General features: G+C 35.7%; 23 protein-coding genes. 8 read left to right on the top strand and 15 right to left on the bottom strand.

Annotated features, from left to right (window positions below; translation table 11 throughout):
* Window positions 1-46 precede the first annotated feature (46 nt).
* Window positions 47-673 carry a hypothetical protein gene (locus IX38_RS11895; protein ID WP_034705258.1) on the top strand — a complete coding sequence of 209 codons (627 nt, stop codon included), beginning with the start codon at window positions 47-49 and terminating at the stop codon, window positions 671-673.
* A 547-nt stretch (window positions 674-1,220) separates the two neighbouring features.
* Window positions 1,221-2,027: a helix-turn-helix domain-containing protein gene (locus tag IX38_RS11890; protein ID WP_034705257.1), complete on the top strand. Its 807-nt coding sequence runs from the start codon at window positions 1,221-1,223 to the stop codon at window positions 2,025-2,027.
* 419 nt (window positions 2,028-2,446) lie between these two features.
* On the opposite strand, the gene IX38_RS11880 is transcribed toward IX38_RS11890, so the two are convergent.
* The 9 genes from IX38_RS11880 to IX38_RS11835 form a co-directional block, all read right to left on the bottom strand.
* On the bottom strand, window positions 2,447-3,367 hold the full coding sequence (locus IX38_RS11880; RefSeq protein WP_034705252.1) for an NADP-dependent oxidoreductase: 921 nt from the start codon (window positions 3,365-3,367) through the stop codon (window positions 2,447-2,449).
* Window positions 3,368-3,379: 12 nt separating this feature from the next.
* Entirely contained in the window at window positions 3,380-4,285 is a 906-nt protein-coding gene (locus tag IX38_RS11875) for an alpha/beta hydrolase (RefSeq protein WP_034705250.1), read from the bottom strand.
* A gap of 37 nt (window positions 4,286-4,322) precedes the next feature.
* Window positions 4,323-4,823, bottom strand: a complete 501-nt coding sequence (locus tag IX38_RS11870) for a cupin domain-containing protein (RefSeq protein WP_034705248.1) — start codon at window positions 4,821-4,823, stop codon at window positions 4,323-4,325.
* Window positions 4,824-4,849: 26 nt separating this feature from the next.
* Window positions 4,850-5,935 (bottom strand): alkene reductase, encoded by a 1,086-nt coding sequence (locus tag IX38_RS11865; protein ID WP_034705246.1) that lies wholly within the window; start codon window positions 5,933-5,935, stop codon window positions 4,850-4,852.
* Between the two features lie 103 nt (window positions 5,936-6,038).
* Window positions 6,039-6,581 carry a nuclear transport factor 2 family protein gene (locus tag IX38_RS11860; RefSeq protein WP_034705244.1) on the bottom strand — a complete coding sequence of 181 codons (543 nt, stop codon included), beginning with the start codon at window positions 6,579-6,581 and terminating at the stop codon, window positions 6,039-6,041.
* A gap of 47 nt (window positions 6,582-6,628) precedes the next feature.
* Window positions 6,629-7,045 carry a tautomerase family protein gene (locus IX38_RS11855; RefSeq protein WP_034705243.1) on the bottom strand — a complete coding sequence of 139 codons (417 nt, stop codon included), beginning with the start codon at window positions 7,043-7,045 and terminating at the stop codon, window positions 6,629-6,631.
* Window positions 7,046-7,095: 50 nt separating this feature from the next.
* Window positions 7,096-7,671 carry a Crp/Fnr family transcriptional regulator gene (locus IX38_RS11850; RefSeq protein ID WP_034705242.1) on the bottom strand — a complete coding sequence of 192 codons (576 nt, stop codon included), beginning with the start codon at window positions 7,669-7,671 and terminating at the stop codon, window positions 7,096-7,098.
* A 67-nt stretch (window positions 7,672-7,738) separates the two neighbouring features.
* Complete coding sequence (locus tag IX38_RS11845; protein WP_228377942.1) at window positions 7,739-8,617, bottom strand: helix-turn-helix domain-containing protein; 879 nt, start codon at window positions 8,615-8,617, stop codon at window positions 7,739-7,741.
* A 1,089-nt stretch (window positions 8,618-9,706) separates the two neighbouring features.
* Entirely contained in the window at window positions 9,707-10,831 is a 1,125-nt protein-coding gene (locus IX38_RS11835) for an alkene reductase (RefSeq protein ID WP_034705237.1), read from the bottom strand.
* Window positions 10,832-10,960: 129 nt separating this feature from the next.
* On the opposite strand from IX38_RS11835, the gene IX38_RS11830 reads away from it, so the two are divergent.
* On the top strand, window positions 10,961-11,395 hold the full coding sequence (locus IX38_RS11830; protein ID WP_034705236.1) for a winged helix-turn-helix transcriptional regulator: 435 nt from the start codon (window positions 10,961-10,963) through the stop codon (window positions 11,393-11,395).
* A 245-nt stretch (window positions 11,396-11,640) separates the two neighbouring features.
* On the opposite strand, the gene IX38_RS11825 is transcribed toward IX38_RS11830, so the two are convergent.
* Window positions 11,641-13,785, bottom strand: a complete 2,145-nt coding sequence (locus IX38_RS11825) for an outer membrane beta-barrel protein (protein WP_051884672.1) — start codon at window positions 13,783-13,785, stop codon at window positions 11,641-11,643.
* 96 nt (window positions 13,786-13,881) lie between these two features.
* Window positions 13,882-14,214: a DUF6249 domain-containing protein gene (locus tag IX38_RS11820; protein ID WP_034705234.1), complete on the bottom strand. Its 333-nt coding sequence runs from the start codon at window positions 14,212-14,214 to the stop codon at window positions 13,882-13,884.
* Between the two features lie 104 nt (window positions 14,215-14,318).
* Here IX38_RS11820 and IX38_RS11815 point away from each other — a divergent pair, with 104 nt between their 5' ends.
* From IX38_RS11815 to IX38_RS11795, 5 genes are all read left to right on the top strand, one after another.
* Window positions 14,319-14,864, top strand: a complete 546-nt coding sequence (locus tag IX38_RS11815; RefSeq protein WP_034705233.1) for an RNA polymerase sigma factor — start codon at window positions 14,319-14,321, stop codon at window positions 14,862-14,864.
* On the top strand, window positions 14,851-15,222 hold the full coding sequence (locus IX38_RS11810) for a hypothetical protein (protein ID WP_034705231.1): 372 nt from the start codon (window positions 14,851-14,853) through the stop codon (window positions 15,220-15,222). Before IX38_RS11815 ends, IX38_RS11810 begins: the two co-directional genes overlap by 14 nt.
* 69 nt (window positions 15,223-15,291) lie before the next feature.
* Window positions 15,292-16,728 carry a serine hydrolase gene (locus IX38_RS11805; protein ID WP_051884670.1) on the top strand — a complete coding sequence of 479 codons (1,437 nt, stop codon included), beginning with the start codon at window positions 15,292-15,294 and terminating at the stop codon, window positions 16,726-16,728.
* 74 nt (window positions 16,729-16,802) lie between these two features.
* Window positions 16,803-17,639, top strand: a complete 837-nt coding sequence (locus IX38_RS23405; protein ID WP_316934143.1) for a helix-turn-helix transcriptional regulator — start codon at window positions 16,803-16,805, stop codon at window positions 17,637-17,639.
* A 189-nt stretch (window positions 17,640-17,828) separates the two neighbouring features.
* Window positions 17,829-19,829, top strand: a complete 2,001-nt coding sequence (locus IX38_RS11795; RefSeq protein ID WP_051884668.1) for a M13 family metallopeptidase — start codon at window positions 17,829-17,831, stop codon at window positions 19,827-19,829.
* Window positions 19,830-20,090: 261 nt separating this feature from the next.
* On the opposite strand, the gene IX38_RS11790 is transcribed toward IX38_RS11795, so the two are convergent.
* From IX38_RS11790 to IX38_RS11775, 4 genes are all read right to left on the bottom strand, one after another.
* Window positions 20,091-21,170, bottom strand: a complete 1,080-nt coding sequence (locus IX38_RS11790; protein ID WP_165570731.1) for a ligand-binding sensor domain-containing protein — start codon at window positions 21,168-21,170, stop codon at window positions 20,091-20,093.
* Window positions 21,171-21,307: 137 nt separating this feature from the next.
* Window positions 21,308-21,598 (bottom strand): DUF3781 domain-containing protein, encoded by a 291-nt coding sequence (locus IX38_RS11785; RefSeq protein ID WP_034705229.1) that lies wholly within the window; start codon window positions 21,596-21,598, stop codon window positions 21,308-21,310.
* A gap of 167 nt (window positions 21,599-21,765) precedes the next feature.
* A complete protein-coding gene (locus tag IX38_RS11780; protein WP_034705227.1) occupies window positions 21,766-23,493 on the bottom strand; it encodes a hypothetical protein in 1,728 nt (575 codons plus the stop codon).
* Window positions 23,494-23,784: 291 nt separating this feature from the next.
* Complete coding sequence (locus tag IX38_RS11775) at window positions 23,785-24,696, bottom strand: helix-turn-helix domain-containing protein (protein WP_034705226.1); 912 nt, start codon at window positions 24,694-24,696, stop codon at window positions 23,785-23,787.
* Window positions 24,697-25,125 lie beyond the last annotated feature (429 nt).

The raw sequence follows: 25,125 nt of genomic DNA, 5'->3' as shown, positions 1-25,125 counted from the left end.
CACATTGCAGTCATTTTGATATTCAGTATAACAAAAACTTAAAAAAATGAATAAAGTTCAAAAAATATTTTTAGCTATTGGTATTCTGTTTATCGCATACTGTTTTTTTTCTTCCATAATGGCACAAGTTGGGCGAAACGTGAGCCGGATGCAAGCCTCAAAGTCATTTACAGAAGATGATTTTGTGGAAAACACTTATCAGGTTACAGAAGTATGGCAAAGAACATTCGAGAGGCAACATATGCCAGGCAGCAAATCATCATATATTTATCTGAAAGTAAAGGGTGAACCTTTCAATTTGAATTTTGGTTATAACGCAACAGACTATGGTGACTCGACAACAAAGAATGACTTATTTTTAAAATATCTGCAAAAAGGCAAAATCATAAAAGTAAAAATCAACAAAGGTGACCTGGCATTTGCTGCTGACAAAAGCTTTAAGAAATCAGTCACTGATTTTTTTGCAGGAACTAATAAAGAAGTCGAAATTTATAAACTCTCTGTAGATGGAAGACCGTTATTTGAACAAAGTATTCTTACACCCACATTTGCTAACAGGGATTTTGCGGATATTGCAATAGAACATAACCTACTAAGGCTTGGGCTAATTTTGGCCTTACTTTATGCGCTAATATATTGGATACCAAAACTTGTAAAAAAATTAAAGACTTAGCCGGGATTGGTTTCAAAAATCTTTGTGGCTTTCAAAACTTCCATTATTTGTTAACACCCCTTTGTCACTAATCAAAAGTAATCCTTTTGCCATTTTTTGTTTTTGACGGCCATTTTCCAATCAGCAACACTTGTTTCCTCAGTTCTCACCTCATAACTTAAGCTCCATCCAGTTATTTTCCGGTCATACAAATCAATAATAGTGGCCAATTCTTTCGTTTGAATATAATGGATGTGTGATCGCCAAACTTCGATATTTTACTTCATAAAACAATCAATGGTAGCTATTCATTGGTTATCTATTATTTATCAAAGGCATTAATTGTCAAATTTCCAGACAGTTACGATGGATCTGTTTCGGCTAGAAAACCAGTCATTAACCGGATTTTGTCGTTTAATAAATCTTAGTAACACTTTCGCATTAATTTTGTAATTTGGCTAACGAATTGCTTTATCATTGTATATTATTTAAATATAAATGCTTACTTATATTTAAAATAATATTATAAGCATATATTGACGCTAAAAGATAAAGGCTAATCTCATTTATGGAAGTTGATTTTTACAAACCGAAAAATATGTTTCTAAGAGACTATATTGAGGGCTATTATTTTTTTTCAGAGGACAGAAAATCTAAACCTGTCAGCTATTTCACCTTCCCCAACAATTTTTGTATTCTGTCAATCTATCAAAATACTGAAGAATACTTCTCAAAAAATCAATATTTGGTAAAATCATCAAAACAGAAGAATGTAGTTTCAAGTTTATTTACCAGATATTCAAAGCCTTTAGAAATTATTTATGAAAACCTGGTCAATGAGATAACCATCTATTTTAAGCCAATTAAAATAAATCATTTTATCGAGGATTCTAAAATTTTCGAACAAGGTCAAATTTCAAACTTTACCCCTTTTCCGGATTTTAAAGAAAAAATAGAATTGATTTTCAACTTTTATCATGACAGAGACAATCAAATTGAACTTTTAGAGGATTATTTATTGTCAAAATTTTTAAAAAAAGATCTAAGCCTCGCCGAGCAGATATTATCAGATGTTAATAACGGATTAAAGCTTGAATATATAGCTGAAAAATATAATTTTACCCGACAACATATCAGCAAAATATTCCTTAAAAACGTTGGAAAAACAGTGTCCGAATACAGAAAAATCCAGCGGTTCAGGAATGCGTTGACTTACCAAAAGATGAGCACAAACCTTACAGATCTATCCAACGATGGTTTATATTTTGACCAGTCTCATTTCATCAAACATTTTAAAGAATTGACTGACAAGAAACCAAGTGATTTTTTCAAAATAGTGGAGACCGATAAAGAAAATGTCTGGCTTTATATTTAATGCACTAATAACAATTCATGTTCTATAAAATATTTTATTTATGTAATTTTATTTTCCTGTTTTTGCGTAGTCAATTGCTCTTTCCAAAACCGGATCTTTGTCGTTGATGAAATCCGAGATGGTATATTTTACTCGTACGAATTAAAGATTCTTTTATCATTGAATAAATAGCAAAAACGATAAGGGTTTGTATGACTACGGATTTCTTTGATAGTCTTTCTTTTGCCAAATAATAAAAAGTAAAAAGGGCTAATACAGAAAACCAGGTGTTCAATAATTTAGGGATTTTTGGTACGGGGCTGTGGTCGGGAAAGCCAACGCCAATTACCTGGAGCATTACAATATGAATGCTTAAACTTATGAAAAGCGTTATTAAAAATCCAAAAAATAAGATGCTGTTTTGCTTACTCATATTTTTGTTAGTTTATCTCCAATACAATTTTCCCATTCACTCCTCCTTTTGAAACCAAATCCTGTGCTTCGGCTGCTTGTTCTAATTTCATAGTCTTTGATATTTGAGCTTTTATTTTCCCTTGCGCTATCAATTCGTTGAAAAAGTCCAGTTTTTTGTATGATGGATTTGACATAATAAACGGCGCTTCCACTTGATATTTTTCGGCCAGCTCAGCAGAAGGAGGCATTACCGTGCTTATTAGTTTTCCGCCTTTTTTTAATACTTCAAAAGATTTGGTTTGTGTTTCGCCACCTACTAAATCTGCAACAATGTCAATGTCTTTAACCATCGCAGTGAAATCCTGGGTCTTATAGTCCATCACTTCATCTGCTCCAAGCGCTTTCACCCTGTCAAGTTCGGCTCCTGATGTTGTTCCGATGACATAAGCACCCATTGCTTTTGCCATTTGTACCATTATGCTACCAACGCCGCCCGAAGCACCGTGTATCAAAACTTTCTGACCATCTTGTAATTGACCTGCTTCTACTAAAAGTGTGTATGCCGTAGTCAGAGGTATAGCCAAGGCAGCGGCTTCGTTGAGTGAAATATTGCTTGGTATTATTGCTACTTGGTCTTCATTGAGGGAAATATATTCAGCATAAGTTCCACCATAGGTAGTGGCATACACCTTATCACCTGCTTTAATCCGGCTTACATTATTGCCGACAGCTTCAACAATTCCTGCCACATCAGAGCCGGGAGTGTATGGAAAAGTGATGGGCATCGCCTGTTGTAAATAGCCCTCACGTATTTTCATTTCCAAAGGGTTGATCGTTGTAGAGGCTATTTTTATCAACACTTCATTTTCCTGAATGGTTGGTTTATCCATTGGGTTTAATTGTAAAACGTCTGAATGACCAAATGCTGTGTATTGAATCGTTATCATTTTTATTGATTTTTAGGTAGATAATTTATCTTTTAAAAAGTCGCTTGCTATCTGCATTGCTTCTTGTCCCATTTCACCTGTTCCGAAAAAGCCGTGTACATTTTCATAGTTTTTGTAAATGGTTTCAACTCCCGCCGATTTTAATTTGTCAGCATAGGCTTTTCCTTCGTCTCTTAATGGGTCATAATTGGCTGTCATAATCAATGCGGGTGGAAGTCCTGAAAAACTGGTTGCTCTTAACGGCGACGCTTCTGTAAATTTTGTAGCATCAGTTAAGTAATTATCCCAAAACCACTTCATCATTTCAGCCGTCAAGGTGTAACCAGATTTGTTTTCTTCCCAGGATAAATGTTGTGAAGAGTAATGGTCGGTAACGGGATAAGCCGCAAACTGTGCTTTTAGTTTTATGCCTTCGGCAGTTAGTTTTTGTGCAACCCATAAAGCCATATAACCGCCTGCACTGTCGCCAGCCACAGCCATTCGTTCGCCAATGCCTTTGTATTCAGCAGCATTTTTAATCATCCATTTGGTTGCTGTAACAGCGCTTTCAGGGCCCTGTGGATAGGGATTTTCAGGAGCTAATTTGTAATCAACCGACATCACTACACAACCTGACTTTGCACAAAGCTGGCGGCAAATTTCATCGTGTGTCTCTAAACTCATCAACACAAAACCGCCGCCGTGAAAGTATGAAATGACCGGAAACGGACCTTCGCCCATTGGAATGTAAATCCGGACAGCAATGTCACCTTCAGGAATCATCGTATTGATAACCTCACCAACTTCTGTAGGGTTTTCGGCAGGAGGAGCGTGTTTCATTGCTTCCCTTGTTTCTGCCGGTGGTTGCAGATGTAGTTTTGTGAAACCCATCTTTTCTGCAAATGCAATGGTGTCTAAAACTTCCTGTGATAATGCCATAATATTTTTTGATTTTTTGAGCTGAAATTCTACTTACTTATTTTTTTTCAAAGTAATCTGGTGGAAAAACTTCCTGGTTATATTTTTCAGCAATGGTTTTTAGTCTTACCGCAGCCTCAGAATTCATTACCGGTGGCGGTAAAAACGCTCCGTATGCTACGGGTTGTCCTATTTCTTTAAAAAACTCTTCCAAACCCGCTGCCACTACAATGCATAAGATGTGTGCATTCACATCAGTTTCATTTTTAAAGGAATGGATAGCGCCGCCTTTTGGAATGCTAACAAACGAACCTGGTTTAGCAACATAAGTTTGTTCTTCGGTTCGCACTACAATTTCGCCTTCTATCACATAGAATGATTCCTGAAAAGTTGTATGTGCGTGAGGCATCGGGCCACCTTTTGGGGGAATCAGCATATCAATTACAGCAAAGGCATTTTCTGTTTCCTTGCCCGTAATAAGTAATCTATAATTGTCGCCTACTACTGATAAATCCTGTCCTTCACGGGGATTTACGGTGATGATTTTTGTTGGTCTCATTTTTAATTTTTTAGTGGTTAAGAATATTAGCTTTGTAGAGTTGGATAGTCCGTATAACCTATTGCATCAGGTGTTGCATACAATGTTTTAAAGTCAACAGGATTTAAAGCAGCGCCTGTTTCTATCCGTTTATCAAAATCGGGGTTGGCTAAAAAAGCTTTGCCGAAAGCAACCAAATCAGCAGAACCGTTTACCAATGCCTGTTCGGCTGTTTCGGGAGTAAATCCACCTGCCTTGATAATGGTTCCATCAAAATTTGAACGAATGGCATCTAAAGTTGCCTGTGGGATTAGCGGATTCATAACAATATGTAGGTAGGCAACTTTCATTTTGTTCAATTCGGTTGCTAGAAAGGCGTAAGTATTATGAACTTCACTTTCATCATACGGCTGTAAATCGCCTGTCTTTGAAAATGGCGACAAGCGGATACCTACTTTATCATTGCCAATTGCTGAAACTGTTTTTTCGGCTACTTCAAGCGTTAGTTTCGCTCTATTCTCAATACTTCCACCATACGTATCTGTTCTGTTGTTTACATTCGGGTTCAGGAATTGTTCCAATAAATATCCGTTGGCACCGTGCAATTCTATGCCGTCGAAGTTGGCTGCTATGGCATTGTCTGCAGCCTTTACAAAACCTTGAACAACTGCTTCTATTCCATCTATTGTCAATGCTTTGGGTTCTGAAAAATCCTGCAAGCCGTTATTGTCTGTTTGAATTTGCCCCATCGCCTTTATATCAGAAGGACCAACAAGTATTGCACCTTCTGGCAAATTGTGATAATGCCCAATGCGACCAGTATGCATTATTTGAAGAAAAATCTTAGTGCCTTCTTGATGCACTGCCGCGGTTGTTTTTTTCCAACCCTCAATCTGTTCCTGACTAAATATGCCGGGGATTCGGGCATAACTCAACGCATCAGCTGTTGGTGCGGTACCTTCTGTAATGATAAGCCCAGCACCGGTTCGCTGCCCGTAATATTCCGCCATTAAATCATTGGGTATGTTATTGATGGCCCTGCTTCTTGTCATAGGAGCCATCACCAAATGATTTTTAAGATGGAGATTGCCTTTTGAATACGGCGTTAAAAGTGTTGCTATTTTACTTTGCATATTATTCGTTTTTAATAATACAAAGATGCGCTGATGGGCAAGGATAAAATAGCGATGTAAGACCGTAAAATAGTCCTATCCGACAACAGAGTATTTCTTTGGCTTAACGCTGATTTTTTAGTTTTTTTCTTTTTTTAAGTGATGGCTGGTCAAAATATTCTGTAAGTTCTAATGAATAAATAACACTTGTAATCCTCCATATTCCATCTGTTTTAATTAAGGTTAAATATTTACTTCCCCAATTAGTCATTTTGGAATTTGCCCAAAAACTGTAATCCATAGTTACTGATGCAACAGTACCATCTTCAATAATTTTGATATTATCAAACCTGTCTTCGGTTGACTGGTATCTAAATAAAGCTCTAAAAAAGCCTTTGTAAGTTCCTGAAAAATAATTAGTGCCTGCTTCTTTTATTCCTTTAGTTTCAATTTTTTTAGCTTGGGATTTGTCTTTAGTTGCTGCACACCAAGTAACATTACCAGCTTTAAACAAGTCATAGAATTTAATCGAATCTCTTTCGATTACACTTTCACTATATTTATTTACAATTTGTCTTATTTCCTTTTTATTATTTCCTTCTTGTTGCCCATTATATTGTTGAATAGTTATCAAAAAAATAATTGACATAATTTTTAAGATTTTCATTTTGTTGTTATCTATTAATTTTCACGGATTGGTTTAAACAGGAAATATCACTTTGTTGCATTGTTTATAATTTTATTATTGATAATCTTATATTCTATGGTTAATCCTTCATAACCATAGGCATCAGCTTTCATCTCCTCAATAGCTGTGTAGCTTACAGGATGAATATCTCCAAGAGAGGATTTCAATAATTTGTGGATCGTATCAATATACTTTGACTTATCATCTTTGAGATTTGTAGAATCGGAAATCTTTATGGTAAGATGAAAGCTTTTCTGTTTTAATTCAGCTAAAGATTCTGAATTAATAAACCAAAGGTAATCTGGAATAAATGATATGGTAACTACCGTGACTTCTGGTCTTTTGTTTAAAACATCTTTTGTAAGATTACTAATGTTTTTTGCTAATTCTTTTGCTAAGGAAGGGTCTTCGTTACCGCTTACTTTTAGATTGATTATTGGCATACTTCAAAATATTTAATTAATGAAGTACAAAGTAAAGTGCAAGTTTTTTTTTATTTCTTGATGTATGTTAAGAGTTTTATTCTACTTAAAGATTCGGGCTTAATCCCCAAATAAGAAGCAATATGGTATTGAGACACTTGTTGCTCTATCCCAGGAAATATTGTGGAAAGGTTTTCAAGTCGTTCTGAGGCCGTATTTTTTAAAAAAGAAGTTTCTCTTTTACATTTTCTAATAAAATAATTATCAGAGATATATTTTCCTAACTTAAGAAAATCACTGTCTTCGGCAATTAATTTATTTAACTGGTTATACGTAATATAATTGATTTCAACATCCGTTAATGCTTGTATGTTGCAATTGGTAGGCATCTGGGTTAAATAACTTGTATAGGCACTCACAAAACTATTCTCAAGATAAAAATCGTTATTAAATTCCTCGCCATTGTTCCGAATATAAGACCTCAATGTACCTGAAGTAACGACTCCAATAAATTTACAAACCGAACCTTCGATAATCAGATGCTCTTTTTTCTTTACTATTTTGGTGTACATTTCGTTACTGAATTTTTCAAAATGGCGCTTTTCAAGACCCAATTTTTCTATAAAAATAGTGATTAAAGTTTCCATGGCTTTTTATTAAATAAAAATTTATTGAGTTTAAACTCACTTCAAAGGTACAAATGATTTCACTTTCCTATCCGACAACAGAGTATTTCTTTGGGGTAATGCCAAACTGTTTTTCAAACAACCTGCTGAAATGACTAAGGTTTGAAAAGCCCAATTGGTAGCCCACGTCTGAAACGGAATAGCCAGCCTGTTTTAATAAAAATGCAGCTTCTTCCATTCTTATTTTTTGATAGTAATTGTAAATAGTATCTCCAAAAGTTTGTTTGAAAAGTTGTTTCATTTTGGTTTCACTCATTCCAATTAACTTAGACAGCGCACCTAATACAGGAGGCTTGCTTAAATCCTCTAAAATGATATTTCGCAACACCAATAATTTTTCTACATCAGCATTATTTATGAGTTGATGTGGTAGATTTACTCTTTGCAAAAGCTTATCAAATAAATGATATAACAATTCTTGTACTTTTATTTGATAATAAAAATTACTTAAATTGTTTTCTACATTAATTTCAAAAAGTTGCTTTAAATTTCTCAACATCTCTTGATTCATACTTTCAAAGTAGGTAAAAGAGTCCTTACCGCTTGTTATTTTTTGAATAATTGAATTGGGTTTTTCAATACGCAAGAGCGTGGCTAATTTTTCAGATGTAATTCCAACAATACATTTATAAATTTCGCTATTGGCTGGAAATTTAATAACAGAATTCATATCACTTGTGGTTAGCTGAATTGCTGATTCATTATTTTGGGAAAATGGGACTCGTTGATCTTGGTTATAAACCAAATCAATTAAATTTTCATTATTATAAAAAAAGATGCTAATTAAATCATTTCGTTCTAAGGATGCATTACGTTTTATGGTAAAATCTTCGTTTAATTTATAACGGTGTATAATCAATCTAAAATCCGTTCCAAAAACTATTTTTTTGATGTAGCCTTTTCCCATTGAGGCAGGAATTGTCAGACAATTGTCGAAGACAGGAATGTCGAATTGTGCCGAGAATTCAGCTATAAAATCGAAATTGGGTTTTGATGTAAACTCAAAAATCATTTTTCCGATATGTTTATGGGATTATTCGTAAAGATAGCATTTTCGTTTTGGAAACGAATGAAGGAATTCATTTTCTGATTACTGAGAACAGGAAACAGGATATTTGAATTTACACTTTCCGGATGATTTTCATATTTTAAAATTAGCTCCTGGGCTAAAGGTAATAATGGAACTCTTGTAGAGGTGTCGGTTTCTGACGATGTGTGAATATCCATTTGGCATCATCTATTCCAATATTAACATGAGATTTTGTCAATTTCTTTACATCCACATAGGCGAAACCGGTATAAGAACTGAAAAGAAAAATATCACGAACCTGGTTCAATCTTTATGATTCTTTATTATAAATATCCGGGCTTTACTCAAAAAATCAATTTTCTATAGTATATAAAACTAATTTTATTTTTTAAGTAGTATAATTATCCAAAGACAACATCATATTTTATCCTTTTTACAGTTTTGATTAGGTAATCTCTCAAAACCCTTGAAACGAATATTTCAAGTACAGGTATAAAAAGATGGACTTTTAGCTTACTCAGCAATTTAAATGATGAAAAAGAAAATCTTAAAGCTATATCGGCTAAAATAGTCCATTTTTTTTACCGATAACGCCAAATCTACTACTGTAAAAAGTCTAGTTTTTTCAATGCTAACAACTGTGAAATTCTCTGTAAATCTTCCACTAAATATTTCGATATTTCTTCTGTTATGACTACAGAACCGGAAAGAAGCGATATTTCTCCTTTATTTCCGATTATATTCCATGCATGTTTATCAGCAAAATATAAAACAATAAAACAGTACTAAATGCGGTTTGATATTTATTTCCATTAGTAGAAATTTTCACTATTTCCAAAGAATAATAAAAACTCCTGAATGTAAATGCATTCAGGAGTTTATGATAACATTGGATGAAGCTTACAGGATGAAAGCTTCTCAATTAATTTGGTAATACCATTGGGAAATATTCTCACCGATTAATTCTTATTTAACATAATCACTATATTCCGCTTCAGGGTAATCAGCATATCCATTTTCACCACCAGTATAGATTGTGTCCTGATTGCTTTCTGACAGCGGAATATTATACTTGAAACGTTCTGCCAAATCGGGATTGGCAATAAACGGCGTACCAAAGGATACCAGATCTGCTGTTCCTTTTTTCAGAATCGCATTGCCGCTTTCCTGCGTAAAGCCCAGGTTGGCCATTAGCCGGCCGCTGTAGTTTTGACGGAAATGGCTGAAGTAATTGTCCTGTAATTCCGCTACAGGCGTACCGCTTAAATCTTCCGCAGGTCCTACAATATGTAAATAGGCCAGATTATATTCACTCAATCTTTTTAAGATATATTGAAAAACCGGGATGGTTTCTTCATCCGGCGTCATGATTCCTACGCTGCTTAATGCGGCCGGGGAAAACTTAATAGCGACGCGGGTACTCTCCCAGACTTCGATGACAGCATCTAAGATCTCAAATACGATACGGGAACGATTCTCAATGCTTCCGCCATATTCGTCGGTGCGCTGATTGGTGGCAAGGCTTAGAAATTGCGGGATCAGCATTCCAGCCAGTGCATGTATTTCAACACCGTCAAACCCAGCCTCCTGAGCATTTTTTGCTGCCAGTTGATAATCCTGTATGGTTTGCTTAATCTCTGCAACCGTGAACTCACGCGGTGTCAGGGAATCTTTAAATCCTTCGGGAGTAAAAGAACGGGTTTGCGGATTGACGGCTGATGGTCCTGCGGGTAGCTCTCCTTCAAAGAAATCCGGGTGTGATGCGGAACCGATATGACCTAATTGTGAAAAAATCAACCCGCCTTTATCATGTACTGCCTGGGTCACCAGCTTCCACCCTTCTACCTGTTGCCTGGTGTAGATTCCCGGAACATTTATAAATCCTATAGATTTTGGGTTGACCCAGGTGCCTTCAGTAAGAATTAATCCGGCAGACGCACGTTGAGCATAATATTGAGCCATTAGAGGTGTAGGTATAAGCTCTGCATTAGTAGCACGCCCACGGGTAAGTGACGACATTACGATTCTGTTTTTCAACTGCAGATCGCCTAATTGATATCCTTCTAACAAAGGTTGTGTTGTATCTTCCATTATTTTTTTTAACAAATTTCCGATATTTGCCAGGGTAAAACAATATAGGGTAAACTAATACCGTAGGGATAAATTTATCCCTATCCATAGATTCTGTTAAATTCGTATTTTTGTATAAATAAACGTGCTATGTACGAAAGAAAAATTCCCCTTACTATAGACTGCGGCCTGCATCTGACCAGAGAGGTGCTTAACGGCAAATGGAAACCGGCACTGCTGAATGCCATATCTATGAATGTAAAGCGTCCGAGCGAAATTCAGAGGCTTTTGCCCGATGCAACACGCCGGGTACTGAACGTGCAGCTGAAAGAACTGGAAGGCCACGGGATGATAGAAAAGAAAATTTATCATCAGTTACCGCCTAAAGTGGAATATTCATTAACAGAAATCGGATGGTCATTGATGCCCATTATTGATGCCATGAATCTGTGGGGAGACACCCATCGATCTTTTTTAGAGGATGTGATTGCAAAAAATCCAAAGATTACGCAAACTTCAAAATCAGCCTGCGATATGCTTCAAATGATGGATGCAGAGCAAAAAAGTGATGAATTTCTGAATTAAAATTCAGGGATCATATCATTTAGACCCGCTCCTATTCAGTTTCTCAGAATTCTTTCTCAATCTTCAAATAATAAGGCATTTCTCCGGACTTGATACAAAACTGCTAAAGATGAAATATGCCAATTTCGCCTGTTTTATTTTTTTCAAACTAAATTGTAATAAAGTTTACCCTATTTTAATTTACTAGTTTATTAGAAATTCCATGGTAAAAAAGAACTTTGTAATTCACTTTTTATATGGATGAACTAATTGGCCAGATCATTATTCTGGATCTTACGCTTTGTTTCTTTGAATTCGTCCCTAAGCTTTCCGAATTTGTAAGTGATATTGAAACCGAATGATCTGTAATAATCCCTTACATAATTATTCTGATAGAAAGCTGTTCCGTTAGTTTCTGTAACGGCTTTTCTGAATTGATTAAAAGGATTATTGATATACGCTGAAAAAGAAAGCTGATTATCCAGAATACTTTTGCTGAAACTGAAAGAAGAACCTGTAAAAGCATTGGTCGTACTTTGAAGGCTTGCAGGCATTCTGCTGTTGATTTCAAGATTTGAACCGACATTCCAGTTATTTTCAAACTGATAATTAGCTGAAAAGTAAATATAATAAGTAAAAAGATTGTTTTGGGTTTCAACTTCATTGACTTTTCCGTTAATAAAGAAATAAGCTGAATTTCCGTTGACACTTACTGTGAACTTCTTTGTAACCGGATAATTCAGGTTATAATCCAAGCCCAACCGGCTTACACTGCTTGAGTTTTCATAAGTTGTTTTGGTAATATTTGTAGCAGGATCATAGGTAGAAACTTTCAGATCAATTTTATTTGAAAAGGAATATCCAAGCCCAAGATTCAGACTGATCTTATTATTGTAAGAATAGTTAGCCATCAAATCGTTGTTGACAACAGGTTTCAGGTAAGGGTTTCCACTGATTTGAAAATAGGGATTTGATTGATTGACGAATGGGTTCAGACGGATGATCCCGGGTCTTTTGATCCGTTGGGAGAAACCGAAATTGATGCCGTGGTGTTCTTTCCAGTTTTTACCGACGGAAATATTAGGGATCAGGTTAAAATAATTCTGATCAACTTTCGTATTGGTAGAAGTGAAATTGACATTCGTATCCGTACTCTCTAATCGTAAACCAGTCTGGAAATTCCATCCGAATAGACTGAACTTTGTTGTTACATAAGCCCCGTAAATATTTTGTTGATTTAAAAATTCATCGGAATTCAGAAGGTTTTCCGGAACCGATGTGTATTGGCTGCCGTTTTTTCTGAGTATGGCTTTCAACCCTGTTTCCAGATAGACTTTTCTGATATTTTTCACAAAATCAATCTGAAAAGTATTTTCGCTGTTCTGATTGTCATTATTTTGGTTAATATTACTGGCAGAGTTGGTCATTCTATTCTGAAAATCTGTCATACTGTTAACCGCATAATCGTAATTATTGAATCTGTAAGAAAAAGTCAACAGCTGGCTTTTATCATTCCTGAAACCGATCTGATAATTTGCAGAGGCCTCAAATCCTTTTCCGTTGCTGTCAGAATTGTTGATAGAGTTAATATCTTCTGTGAGAATATTTTGTTGAGAAAAATTAGAATTGAGGAAATCTTTTGATCTGTTATTGGCGAAATTTGCCCCTAGCTGAACGTTCAAAAGATTCAGACTGTCAATTTCATAGCTGGCGTTTACATTAAAATATCCGCCGTTTCCTTTCCCTGAAGTCCTTCCATATTGCTTCAGATCATTGGAAGCTGTCTGTTGGGAATTTTGGTAACCGATTTCAGGATTGTTTTTGAGAAAACCACCACCGTAAGCCGAAATTCCTAATTTATTTTGTTTAATATTCAAAGAAAATCCTGCGTTATGCTCCTGTTTTGGAAACCTTGATCCAAAATTTACAGAAGCGTTGTAACCATCACTCATTTTATTTGCCGTGATAATGTTGATGATTCCGGAAGCTCCTTCAGCATCATATTTTGATGACGGATTGGTAATAATCTCAATATTCCGGATCGTGCTTGCAGGAATACTTTTCAGGACATCTTTGGGATTATTGGTAAGGAGCTGTGTTTCTTTTCCATTGATTAAAATTTTAAAGTTGGTATTTCCTTTAAAAAGAATGTTTTCGTTGGCATCCAATGAGAGATAAGGCATCTTTCTCATCATTTCCAGAAGATTTTTAGATTTACTTTCCGGGTCGGACTGAACATTATAAACCAGTCCATCAATTTTTGTTTTGATCAAAGGCTTTTTTCCATTAATAACAACCTCCTGGATGGAAGTTTCCGGCTTAGGCACAAGAGAATCTTTTACTTTTTCCTGAGCATTCAAATGGCTTAATAATAAGATAAAAAAAAGCGCTGAAATTATTTTTGTTTTCATAATTATTGTTTAGAATTTTGGACATAAGAATCCTGAGAACAAGGTTTTTGTTCTTAAAAAAGTGGAATGTTAAGATTGATTATTTAAGTGAAGAAACTATTTCTTCTGGTTTTTCATTAGAAAGTAATAAGTCAAAAAGCCTAGTGATACAAAGACGGTCATCACGCCATAAGGTAGCGGCGAATTTTCATTGTACGGAAGAAATTCCAGAACGATCAAACCGATGCCTCCAAAGAGTAAAATAATTCCCCATTTCAGCATTTCCGAACTAAAACCGGTCAGATTATTAAGAATGATAAACATTTTATCATCAATATTTTCTTTATTCAGGATCTTCTTTTTCAGGTCATAATTCGTTAAAACTACGATTACAACGGAGATTGCAATCAATATTGCGATCATTACTATAAAGGGTGCGAGATTTTTCATTATAAATGATTTAACCAATAGACAAATAAATGCATTTCAGGTTACAAAATATTGAATATATTAGAAAATTGTAACCGATATTAAAAAATGATGTCTAATAGAATATGTTCGATGAAGAGAAAGTCATTTCTGATATTTTAAAAGGCAACCTGAATACTTTTCAGATTGTCGTAAAACAATATCAGAATCTGGTCTACTCTATTCTGAACAGGATGCTGACCAATGACGAAGATATCGAAGATGTCGGTCAGGAAGTGTTTATCAAAGTCTTTGAAAACCTGAAATCATTTAAAAAAGAATCAAAATTATCGACCTGGATCGCCAGGATCACCTACAATATTGCTATTAATTATCTGAAAAAAGAAGTTAAAAAGAAATATGATAATCTGGATGACAGTATTGATTTTCAGTTTACTTCGGAGACACCTGAATCTAAGCTGATCGGGAAAGAATTTGAGGTATATCTGAATAAGCTGATCCGTGAACTTCCGCTGCAATACAGAACGGTGATCACGCTCTATCATCTGGATGAACTTAATATTCAGGAGGTTCAGAAGATCACAAAATTCCCCGAAGGAACAATAAAAGTATACCTTCTGAGAGCCAGAAAATTATTAAAAGAAAAATTACAGAAAGATGGATATCCCTAGGAAAAAAAATATCGAAGATCTGGAAGAAAATAACAGTTTTCAGGAAATTTATGATTTTCTGGACAGTCACCTTGAAAAAGAAAATTCCGATGGTTTTTCCCTGGGATTTTCAAAGAATATTATCCGGAAGATTGAAGCAAAACAGCAGCGACGGTTTAATGTAAAAATTTATATCCTGATATCAATTTTAATGTTAATGAGTATTCCGATGTTTGTTAGTTTTATTAGTTCAGATTTTATTCTGATGCTATTCTCTGTAGTCTCAAAATATAAATTCACTTTTGCATTTTTTATCATTGCAGTGATTTTAATCCAATTGGGTGAAAAAATGATCAATTCCAGGAAAGATATTCGCTGATGAAATATTAAAAATTATTTTTATTTTATTTTCGATGTAATAAAAGTCTCATAGAGTTGTTTTAATTGTATGAGAATCTACTTTATATTGCTACTCATTTCGTTACAATTTACTGCTCAGCAAACCAAGACCAATGTTGATGAGATCATTCATAGAGAAATGAAGGAAAGGAAAATCCCAGGATTGCAGTTGGCGGTTGTACAAAATGGGAAAATTGTTTTAAGCCAATCTTATGGAATCGCAAATCTACAGGACAATATTCCTGTACGCAATACGACCATCTTTCCTATCAATTCCAACACAAAGGTTTTCACAGGCGTTGCGGTGATGCAGTTGGTCGAACAGGATAGAATCAAATTGAATGACCCAATCAGCAAATATCTGGGTGACCTGCCGGCTGAGTGGCAAAAAATCACTGTGGACCAGTTGCTGACCCATATTTCAGGATTACCTGAGATCCTGAAACTTCTTGATCCTATGACCGGGGATATAGGACCTTTAAAAACTGAAGCAGCAATTTGGGAGAAACTCAAGACACTTCCTCTGGAATTTAAAACAGGAGAACAATTCAGTTATAATCAAACCAATTATTATTTGTTGGGGAAAATTATTGAAAAGCTCACCAAAAAACCTTTTACAACCGATTTTGATACTAATCAGTTTAGAATTGCACATCTTAACAATACGGTATTTGGAGATTCGAGAGATATTATTCAGAATTATGCTCCGTCATACAGCTACAACAGCTTTTCTGATGGCAAAAAAATTGAAAATAAACTTATAAATGTCTACACAGAATTTCCGGATTTCGTAAGAACAGGATCTGGCCTCAACAGTACCTCTGAAGATATTGCGAATTGGATTATTGCTTTGCAAAATGGCAGGTTATTTCAAAAATCATCAACATTGGATATGATGTGGTCACCAAGTACATTCAATAATGGAACTCCTACCAATTGGGCACGTGGCTGGGGAATCGCTAAACTTCGGAAAAACCACAAAGCGATTGGAATGTCCGGAGGAAACAGATCAGCTTTGCTGGTTTATCCTGATGATAATCTTGCAATCATCATACTGACCAACCTGGCAGGAAGCTCACCCGAAGACTTTATCGAGGAAATAGCAGGATGTTATAATCAGGATATAGTGAAGGCCGATCCATTAACCTATTTAAGAAAAAATCTGAGAGAAAAAGGATTTGATAAAGCCATTGAATTTGTAAAAAAAGAACAAAAGGTTAATCCAGAATTTGACCCTAAGGAAGATGAACTGAATAGCTGGGCATACCGAATGATGTCAAATAATCAACAGAAGGAGGCTTTGGAAATCTTCAAACTCAATATTCACCTATTCCCAAAAAGTTGGAACGTTTATGACAGCTATGGGGAAATTTTATTGAAAATGGGCGATAGGAACAAAGCAATTGAAATGTACAGAAAATCCATTGATTTAAACCCAGCAAATGAAAATGGGAAAAAAGTTTTGAATCAAATGCTGTCCAAATAAAATTTGATTAACAAATCGGGGGTAAAACTCTCTGAAGCAAAATATTTGATATTATAAATGTTTAATAAAGATCTATCAAGCCTATTTTCATAGTTTTACAAAATGAATCAATCTATAACGAGTATTATGTCAATGGTGACATTGCCAATTTCATTAAGAAACTGTGGATTTTAGACAACCCTGAAAACCATCCTCCTATATTAAATAAAGGAGTTCCTCCTAACGGATGTTTTACGATTGCTATCATTCAGGGAAATGGATTACATATAAAACATAAAGATCATACCAAGAGATTATCTGAAGGAATCTACTTCTGTGGTCAGATCACTGAAACAATGTCTATTGATGTTCTTTCCGGCACAAAGGCAACGATGATCCAGCTTTTTCCCTGGACACCGGCACATTTTGGAATTTCAGATGCATACTTATTTACTGATAATATTTATCCTGCTAATGAAATACCAATACTGAAAACTTTAAATTTAAATATGATGGTTGGTTTAAGCAGCAGATTGATATGTCAATATATTACGAAAACTTTTACCCCATTGTTCAGAACTGACAGCAATACAGCTTTGATTATTGAAAGTACACGAAAAATTATTGCTAATAAAGGAAGCATCACAGTTGCTTCGATAGCAAGATCATTGAATTGTTCTGAGCGCCATCTGCAAAAATTATTTAAAAACTTGATCGGTATAAGTCCAAAGCTTTTTATTAATATCATAAAATTACGTGAAGCCTTAGATGATATTGTAAATCCGAATCATAAACCTGCAACAATGACCCAACTGGCTTTATCCAATGGATATTATGACCAGCCGCACTTTAACAGCAATTTTAACTCTTTTATAAAAACTACACCAAAAAATTTCGTAAAGGAAGATTACTTTCTTACGATAAAAAAATAATACCGTGTTCGCATTTATACAATGACTGCACTAAACGTTGTAGTAAATTCGTCGCATTACAATCGAGAAAAGATGAACCTACCAATCTCACTTCCAAATTCTTCCGCATTTTTACCAAAATCAAAATTTACTTTTATAGAAAGTAGAAAATTAAGGAGAATAATTTTTCTGTTTACTTTGATGCCTTCGATGTTTATTATTAAAGCGCAGAAACCCAAAGCTAATGGTGGCAAGGCTGCTTTTGGAGATTGGGGAATTGAAACTCGCTTCATCAGTAAGTCGGTCAAACCTGGTAATGATTTTTACACTTATGTGAATGAGGGTTGGTTAAAATCATCATCAATTCCTGCCGGTACTTCGGGCTTTAACAGTTTCAGTGAAGCTAAAGATAAAATTAATCTAAGGATCAGTGATATGATCCGTGAAGGAGCTAAAACAGGTCATTCGGCAAATAAGTCTCTAGGGCAGATCAGCTCGGTTTACTTAGGATATTTAGATACGGATCATATGGACAAACTGGGTATTAAGCCCATTGAGAATGATCTTAAAAACATTCTCGCTGTTCATAGTTATGAAGAAGTTGCAAAATGGATGGCCGATCCAAAATCTTTCTCGATCATTGCTATTCATACAGGACCCGACCTTAATGACAGAAGCCAATTTTTAGTTTCTTTAAATGAGAGCGGCATCGGATTACCTGCTCCCGACTATTATACGAAGGATGACGCTGCCAACATCAAGCACCGAAAAGCTTACAGAGAATACATCATCCGTACATTTAATTTGGCAGGTATAAAAAACGCTGACCAACGTGCTGATGACATCCTGAACATTGAAACAAAATTAGCCGCCTTACAATGGACTCCGGCTCAGATGCGTGACAGCAAAATAAATTCCCACGTGATCAATACTGTAGATTTAAATACGTATGCACCAGGTTTTCCGTGGAAAATATTTCTTACCGAAAGACAGGTTGCCGATGTAGATCAGGTGATTTTACAGGCAGATTCAGCAATTAAGGCAAAAGCGCAGCTATTTGCCGAAACACCAGTGGATGTCTGGTCATCCTATCTTGCATTTCATTGGATTGTCAACTACTCTACCATTTTATCAAAAGACTTTCGACAGAATCATTTTGATTTTTACGGAACTCAGCTCAGCGGTATTCCAACCGATGTTCCCAGAGAGCAAAAATCAATTCAGTATGTAAACAATCGCTTGGGACAGCTGGTTGGAAAACTTTATGTTGAAAAGTATTTTCCTGAATCCTATCTCAAAAGCATCAAAGATCTGGTTGGATATGTTCGCAGAGCATTCTCGGAAAGACTTAAAAAACTGGATTGGCTGGATGAGAAAAGCAGAAAGGAAGCAATAGATAAACTGAATGCAGTAACAGTCAGAATTGGATATCCGGAGGTTTGGCGAGATTATTCATCATTAAAATTTAATACAGAAACCCCGGTTGACAACGAACAGCTGATCGCAAGAGCGAATTGGGATTATGAAAGATCACTTCTTGATAAAAAATTCACCAGTAAGGAATGGTATCAGATGCCGCAGACTGTTGATGCCACAAGCAGTAAATTATATAATTCGATAGAATTCCCCGCTGGTATTCTACAGCCCATCTTCTTTGACCCTTATGCAGATGCAGCGGTTAATTTCGGTGCAATAGGTGTTACTATCGGGCACGAGTTAGGGCATTGTTTCGATGATCAGGGGTCTCAGTTTGACGGCAATGGTGTAATGCGCGATTGGTGGACATCGGAAACAAGAAAACAATTCGAGAACCGCACTCAGCTTCTGGTAGAACAATATAACGACTTTTCGCCTTTAGAGGGAATTCATTTAAATGGAAAACAAACACTTGGAGAAAATATAGGTGACCTTACGGGTGTTGTCGTTGCTCACGCAGCCTATCAACTCTATCTGAAAGATCATCCGGATGAAAAGAAAAACCTCAACGGTTTTACACCTGATCAAAGATACTTTTTGTCTTTTGCACAAGTGAACAGAAGCCTTTATACCCCAGAAGCATACCGTTTAAGTGCCGAAAAAGATTATCACGCACCTGCCCAATACCGTGTAAATGGTGTGGTGAGAAATATTGATATTTGGTATAAAACTTTTAATATTAAGAAAAATGACCAACTTTATCTTAAACCGGAAAGCAGAGTAAAACTTTGGTAGCTAAAGTATTCATTAAGTTAAATGGAATATTTACTTAAAGGAGAAATTACCATAATGACCTTTCAGCGGATGCATTAGTTTTAAATTCAGATAATTATAGCAACATCAAACTGAGCTTGCAACAATCAGATATCAACTGTTTTTTTATTTTAACCCTATAAATTTTATTACAGAACAAACCATAACCATTGCTGAAACGTTTCATTTTAGCACTTTAGCTTTCGTAGTGCCCAAACGGTGTATTTGGGTTTTATACGGGCATTAAAATTTTCTTTCAAAAGACTTACCATTGAATTGATAAACCCCATTTCCGCCAAACCATAATTCACCTTGTTTGCTTTTATATATGGTCGAAATGAACTTACTCCCAAGTCCGTCCCGTTCAGTAAAATTTTTAACAGAAGTACCATCGTATCTCCATACTCCAGATTCTACTGTTCCAATCCAAATATTTCCTTCAGCATCCTCTCCAATAGAATAAGCTCTTTCAAGTGAATTGCCTTTGGTGTCCTCTTTTTTCAATTTGTGTTGTGCTGTGAAATTAATTACTTCTTTACCGTTATATTTGAAAACACCGCTACCATTATTGGCAATCCACAGATTTCCTTTGCTATCTTCTAAAAACCCCCGGATATGTAGAAAACCTGTCGTTTCGTCGAGACCAAGAGATTCATCAGTTATTATTTTAAAATCTGAGCCATTATATCCAATTAACGCTTTGTAAGCTCCAAACCAGATTGTGCCATTTTTACCTTTTAAAAAAGGTGTTGAAATAGCATAATGAAACCTAAGCTCATCTGCTGATTTTGGTATTACAGGAAATGTGCGATAGGAAAGTTTTTTTCCGTCATACTGATAGACTCCAGATTTCTTTTCAAATCTGTTGTAGCCCTCCAGTTCGTCACCTTTAAACCAAATGTCCTTATCTGCTAATTTCCATTGTGTAGTGGAATCGTAATTTCTTTCTTTGTAAACAGATACTTTTTTTCCATCATAAATACTTAATCCTTTGCCACATTCAAACCATACAAGACCGTTTTTATCTTCATAAATATTTCTTACCTGATTATTACTTAGCCCATTTTCGGTTGTGAAATATTGAAACTTACCATTTTGAAATAAACACACTCCTTCATTGTGGCTGCCAAACCAAATATTGCCTTTACTGTCTTCCAAAAATGACCGCACTCCGGTTGTGTATTTCAATAATTGGGGATCAGTTTTAGTCTGTTCTGCGTGTTTTTCTTTATTTGTTTGACCTTGAATGCAAGAAGTTGTACTAACAATCAAAAATATGCAACAAAGGATAACGATGTTTTGTCTATCTAATTTTAATTTCATTTTAATGGTATTTTGGTAGTATGACACACAACGTTTTTGCTTGTGATGTGGCGGATTTTTCGTTAGAATTCTTGCTGTTAAACCTTGAACAAAGTGTAGCATATAAATACTTAAGCCGCCATATTTCCAAACCAATATTAGCTAATTTGTTTGTTTTTTGCATTTTTTATCTTGTTCAGCTTGTCCGCTGTTATTATTCTGTTTGTGTAAGAGTTAATTGTCAGTCTGATGTTTCTAATATTGTCTGTAATATAAATATTTTTACCGGTTTTTATAAAATCGTGTTCGTCTGTTTCTGAAATAATTGCTAAAATAAGCTCTTCAATTTTGTCATTTGTAAAGTCAAGTGTTAGTTTCTTTTTAATTCGTCCATAAACAAGTTCAGTGTAGCCAATTTTATCGATAAGTTCTTTTTTATAATTCTTCATAAAGCATTTGTCATATTGGATTGTTTGTCTTTATTGGCAAATAAATGTCAATTTCAGAATTAGGTTTGTCCCTGCTACCGCACGAATCCTTTCGTGTGGTTTTACTATAATAAATCTTAGCCTTTCCAAAAGAATTTCTTTGTACTCATGGATTCGTTCTATAGCATTTAGTGCCCCAGCTTTTTCACCTGACCTGTCTCATGCAGAAATTCATAGTACACATCCTGAAGCATGTAATCGCTGTCTTTTTCTAACAGAAGATTGATGCTGTCGCCATATCCATTTTCGGCAATGACAACCGATTTATAGCTTTCAGGCGTTCTGCCCACATACTCGTTATCGCTGTAATAATTCGCTGGCTTAAGCATTTTGTAGCCTCTTATTTTCAGCTTCTTAGACAGTATCTTGTCCTTAAATTCCTCGGGAAAGAATACGTTTAGCTCCAATTCTTTCGCACGGAAAGCATCATCCGTTGTCATTTCGGGGGTGATAACTTCTTTCGAATTCTCAAGGCGCTGCATTTTTGCCTGGAAGAAAAGATCGGCTTCAGATGGGATATAGATAGGTTTTGCGCTTATGCCCTCACCACGGTTAACCAAAGCCTTGCTGTCGTACATTTTCTGGTCCATTTTTATGGAAACCAGTTGTGCCGACTTAAAGTACATCTGATTAGGGAATGCTTTTTCCAGTGCCTGCTTCAGGAAGTCGTTGATTATTATTTTCCTATGGTCCGGCTGGGAATACATATCCTTGTCCGTTCGCAGTAGATATACATCCGGACGCACTTCTATATATTGGTCATATTTCTCGCGAAGTTCCTTTTCTGTTTCAACGAGATGCTCAAAGTTTTTAAGCGTGTAACCCAACGGTTCATCCAGAGCCGATTCCTTATCTGCATAAGGGCTTCGGAATCTGAAACTGCAGTTTTCAAAATCTAGGTCTTTGAGTATTGTATTACCCGCAACCTGAAAGATATAATACCGGGTGTCCGATTTTATTTTGCGGTGCTGCATCTTTACCGGGTGGAATAGATGCTCTTCAGGCAGGCTGAACCTTTCAAGTACTGCTTTTACATTCTCACTCACCAGCAGTGTGGTATCATTGTAAACACGCTCAAGACGAAATCTCGGCACTTCCAACAAGCGGTCGGGACCTTCCTGCAACGAGCCGTTCCTGAGAGTAACTTCCTCTTTTAGCAGTCCTACAAACTGTCCATTTATAAATTCTGTAAAGTTCTCAATCTTTTTTACCGGTTCAAATTCAGGCGTAAGCCCATGTATGTCATGGTCCTTTGCCTCAAGAAAATAGTACCGCTGGCTGTAATCGAATTTGGCGTTAAATATCGCCTCTATATTGCTTTCCTGTACAACAGGCAGAAATAATTTTTCATAGAGAGCTGCCTCATTATTGCCCTTACCCAAATTGTGCAGGTATTCTGGCAGATTGTCTTCCAGTAACGGATCTTTGGGCTTGGTACCATATTTCCTGTCAGGATAAACGGTAAGCCCGTATTTTTCTTTTAAAGTCTCGGTAAGGTACAGGTTACTGTCTACAACATAACCTAATTTTTTGCGGTATTTCTCGATAAGTGTCTCACTTAATACAAGGTTTACATTTTGCTGAAGGTAATACCAGTCGAGCCTCTTCTTAAATTTTTCAATTTTAGGTATATCCCAAATGATTGCATCATTCCATGCCACTTCATGCCAGATGAGGCGCTCCTGATACTGTTCCATAAAATCATCGTCCCAATCAAGTGTCCTGTTGCGGCTTAGCGACCGCCAGTTGAGCTCATACTCCCATTGTGCTATAAAACTTTTTTCGAGCGGGTAAAATTCGCAGATATGCCCTACGAATTGCTTCCAATAGTTGTTTAAAATAATTGTAGAATCCATTGTTATTTTGTCTGTCGGTTATCAGATTGCCTTAGCTGTTGCAAAGCATCCCAAATATAACAGAAAAATTGAAATAGTATATAATTATCACAGCATCATTAACCTATCTTTAAGCAGAAGTTTACTTTCGCCAGTTTTTACCAAGCCCGATTTAGTATATGTCATCCAACAAAACTACGACACTACATCTTTGTAAAGTTTTACCTTAATAAACCAAAGATAATTACTTTGTGCATTACCCATTTGCTATATTGCTCATTTCAAGAAGGGTGTTTGCCTTATGTGTATATATCAATTAAACAACTGTCTGTAGCTTAAAGGAGTTTTATTTGTTTTCTTTTTAAACAGTTTATTAAAAGACTGCGGATGCTCAAATCCCAAAGCATAAGCCACTTCCGACACTGAAAAACTGGTAACGGTAAGATATTCCTTAGCCTTTTCAATAAGCTTCTCATGAATATGCTGCTGCGCATTCTGTCCGGTAAGATTTCGGAGCATATCACTGAGGTAATGGGGTGAAAGGTTCATTTCTGAGGCCAGGAATTCCACTGTGGGAAGCCCCCGGTTTAATGTTTCCTGCCTGTTGAAATAATTTTCCAGTATCATCTCCATTTTAGACAACAGGTCGCTGTTCATTGCTTTTCTTGTGATAAACTGTCTTTTATAAAAACGGTTGCTGTAATTCAGCAGAACTTCAATATAAGAAACAATAACATCCTGGCTGATCTCATCAATAGCCGTATTCAGCTCATTGCTGATATGGTCCAGCAATCCGGTTATCGTTGTTCTTTCCTGATCGGACAGATGCAGTGCCTCATTGGTATCATAAGAAAAGAAACCGAATTTTCTGATATTCTTGGCCAGTGGATAAGTCCGTATAAAATCAGGGTGTATCAGCAGCGTATATCCGCAATATTCTTCCTCCGAATCGGTAGAAAGAATCTGTCCCGGAGAAGTAAAGAGCATGCCTCCTTCATTAAAATCATAATATCCCTGTCCATACCCCATCTTTCCATGTTCGGAAAATTTGTACGATATTTTATAAAAATCCAGGTGGAAACTTCTGTTCAGCATTTCTTTGTCAACTGTCATTTTCGTATTATCTACCAGGCTCACCAAAGGGTGCAGCGGTTTGGGAAGCTTCAAAAGATGGTGAAGTTCCGATATGGACGAAATTTTCATAGGAGTATCTTTCTTTTCCATGATATAAATGTATTAATATTTAGCATTTGTTTAAACTTCTTTATTGGAAAATAGCAAAGGCGCAAAGTTTTTTTTAACTGTATGGATGTTTTAAAGCGTAAAAAATAAAAGATTTTCAGCAAAAATTCTATAAGTAAAAAGTTAGAGCCTGTTTAAATTGTATTCAATAAAATTGATGGTGCAGAAATAATTACTAAAGAAACAGATTCCTCACTCAGGCTAGGGAGATTGAGCAGATTTATTTCAGTTATAAAAACCTGCGTAATCTGCCAAATCAGCGAGATTTTAAAAATTTCTGTTTAAATTTTATCGCAGATAAAATCTTTGCGCCTTTGCGATTGGCCAGCTAAGTAAAATATAAGTTTAAACCGGTTTTTAAATTTAAAAGACAGCATAAATGGATTTATGCTGCCCCCATATTTAAATTTC

The organism is Chryseobacterium luteum, from assembly GCF_000737785.1.
GTDB classification, from domain to species: domain Bacteria; phylum Bacteroidota; class Bacteroidia; order Flavobacteriales; family Weeksellaceae; genus Chryseobacterium; species Chryseobacterium luteum.
The sequence above is the reverse complement of the archived record's forward strand: the minus strand, read 5'-3'. Positions and strand labels throughout refer to the sequence as shown.

What these genes read in the sequence shown, in the direction of transcription:
- IX38_RS11795 (WP_051884668.1), top strand. Translation starts at nt 17,829, where the DNA reads ATGTTTATTATTAAAGCGCAGAAACCCAAAGCTAATGGTGGCAAGGCT.
- IX38_RS11780 (WP_034705227.1), bottom strand. Translation starts at nt 23,493, where the DNA reads ATGGATTCTACAATTATTTTAAACAACTATTGGAAGCAATTCGTAGGG.
- IX38_RS11805 (WP_051884670.1), top strand. Translation starts at nt 15,292, where the DNA reads ATGAGAATCTACTTTATATTGCTACTCATTTCGTTACAATTTACTGCT.
- IX38_RS11870 (WP_034705248.1), bottom strand. Translation starts at nt 4,823, where the DNA reads ATGAGACCAACAAAAATCATCACCGTAAATCCCCGTGAAGGACAGGAT.
- IX38_RS11775 (WP_034705226.1), bottom strand. Translation starts at nt 24,696, where the DNA reads ATGGAAAAGAAAGATACTCCTATGAAAATTTCGTCCATATCGGAACTT.
- IX38_RS11835 (WP_034705237.1), bottom strand. Translation starts at nt 10,831, where the DNA reads ATGGAAGATACAACACAACCTTTGTTAGAAGGATATCAATTAGGCGAT.
- IX38_RS11825 (WP_051884672.1), bottom strand. Translation starts at nt 13,785, where the DNA reads ATGAAAACAAAAATAATTTCAGCGCTTTTTTTTATCTTATTATTAAGC.
- IX38_RS11880 (WP_034705252.1), bottom strand. Translation starts at nt 3,367, where the DNA reads ATGATAACGATTCAATACACAGCATTTGGTCATTCAGACGTTTTACAA.
- IX38_RS11895 (WP_034705258.1), top strand. Translation starts at nt 47, where the DNA reads ATGAATAAAGTTCAAAAAATATTTTTAGCTATTGGTATTCTGTTTATC.
- IX38_RS11875 (WP_034705250.1), bottom strand. Translation starts at nt 4,285, where the DNA reads ATGGCATTATCACAGGAAGTTTTAGACACCATTGCATTTGCAGAAAAG.
- IX38_RS11830 (WP_034705236.1), top strand. Translation starts at nt 10,961, where the DNA reads ATGTACGAAAGAAAAATTCCCCTTACTATAGACTGCGGCCTGCATCTG.
- IX38_RS11845 (WP_228377942.1), bottom strand. Translation starts at nt 8,617, where the DNA reads ATGGGAAAAGGCTACATCAAAAAAATAGTTTTTGGAACGGATTTTAGA.
- IX38_RS11850 (WP_034705242.1), bottom strand. Translation starts at nt 7,671, where the DNA reads ATGGAAACTTTAATCACTATTTTTATAGAAAAATTGGGTCTTGAAAAG.
- IX38_RS11815 (WP_034705233.1), top strand. Translation starts at nt 14,319, where the DNA reads ATGTTCGATGAAGAGAAAGTCATTTCTGATATTTTAAAAGGCAACCTG.
- IX38_RS11860 (WP_034705244.1), bottom strand. Translation starts at nt 6,581, where the DNA reads ATGAAAATCTTAAAAATTATGTCAATTATTTTTTTGATAACTATTCAA.
- IX38_RS11890 (WP_034705257.1), top strand. Translation starts at nt 1,221, where the DNA reads ATGGAAGTTGATTTTTACAAACCGAAAAATATGTTTCTAAGAGACTAT.
- IX38_RS11785 (WP_034705229.1), bottom strand. Translation starts at nt 21,598, where the DNA reads ATGAAGAATTATAAAAAAGAACTTATCGATAAAATTGGCTACACTGAA.
- IX38_RS11810 (WP_034705231.1), top strand. Translation starts at nt 14,851, where the DNA reads ATGGATATCCCTAGGAAAAAAAATATCGAAGATCTGGAAGAAAATAAC.
- IX38_RS11790 (WP_165570731.1), bottom strand. Translation starts at nt 21,170, where the DNA reads ATGAAATTAAAATTAGATAGACAAAACATCGTTATCCTTTGTTGCATA.
- IX38_RS11855 (WP_034705243.1), bottom strand. Translation starts at nt 7,045, where the DNA reads ATGCCAATAATCAATCTAAAAGTAAGCGGTAACGAAGACCCTTCCTTA.
- IX38_RS11865 (WP_034705246.1), bottom strand. Translation starts at nt 5,935, where the DNA reads ATGCAAAGTAAAATAGCAACACTTTTAACGCCGTATTCAAAAGGCAAT.
- IX38_RS11820 (WP_034705234.1), bottom strand. Translation starts at nt 14,214, where the DNA reads ATGAAAAATCTCGCACCCTTTATAGTAATGATCGCAATATTGATTGCA.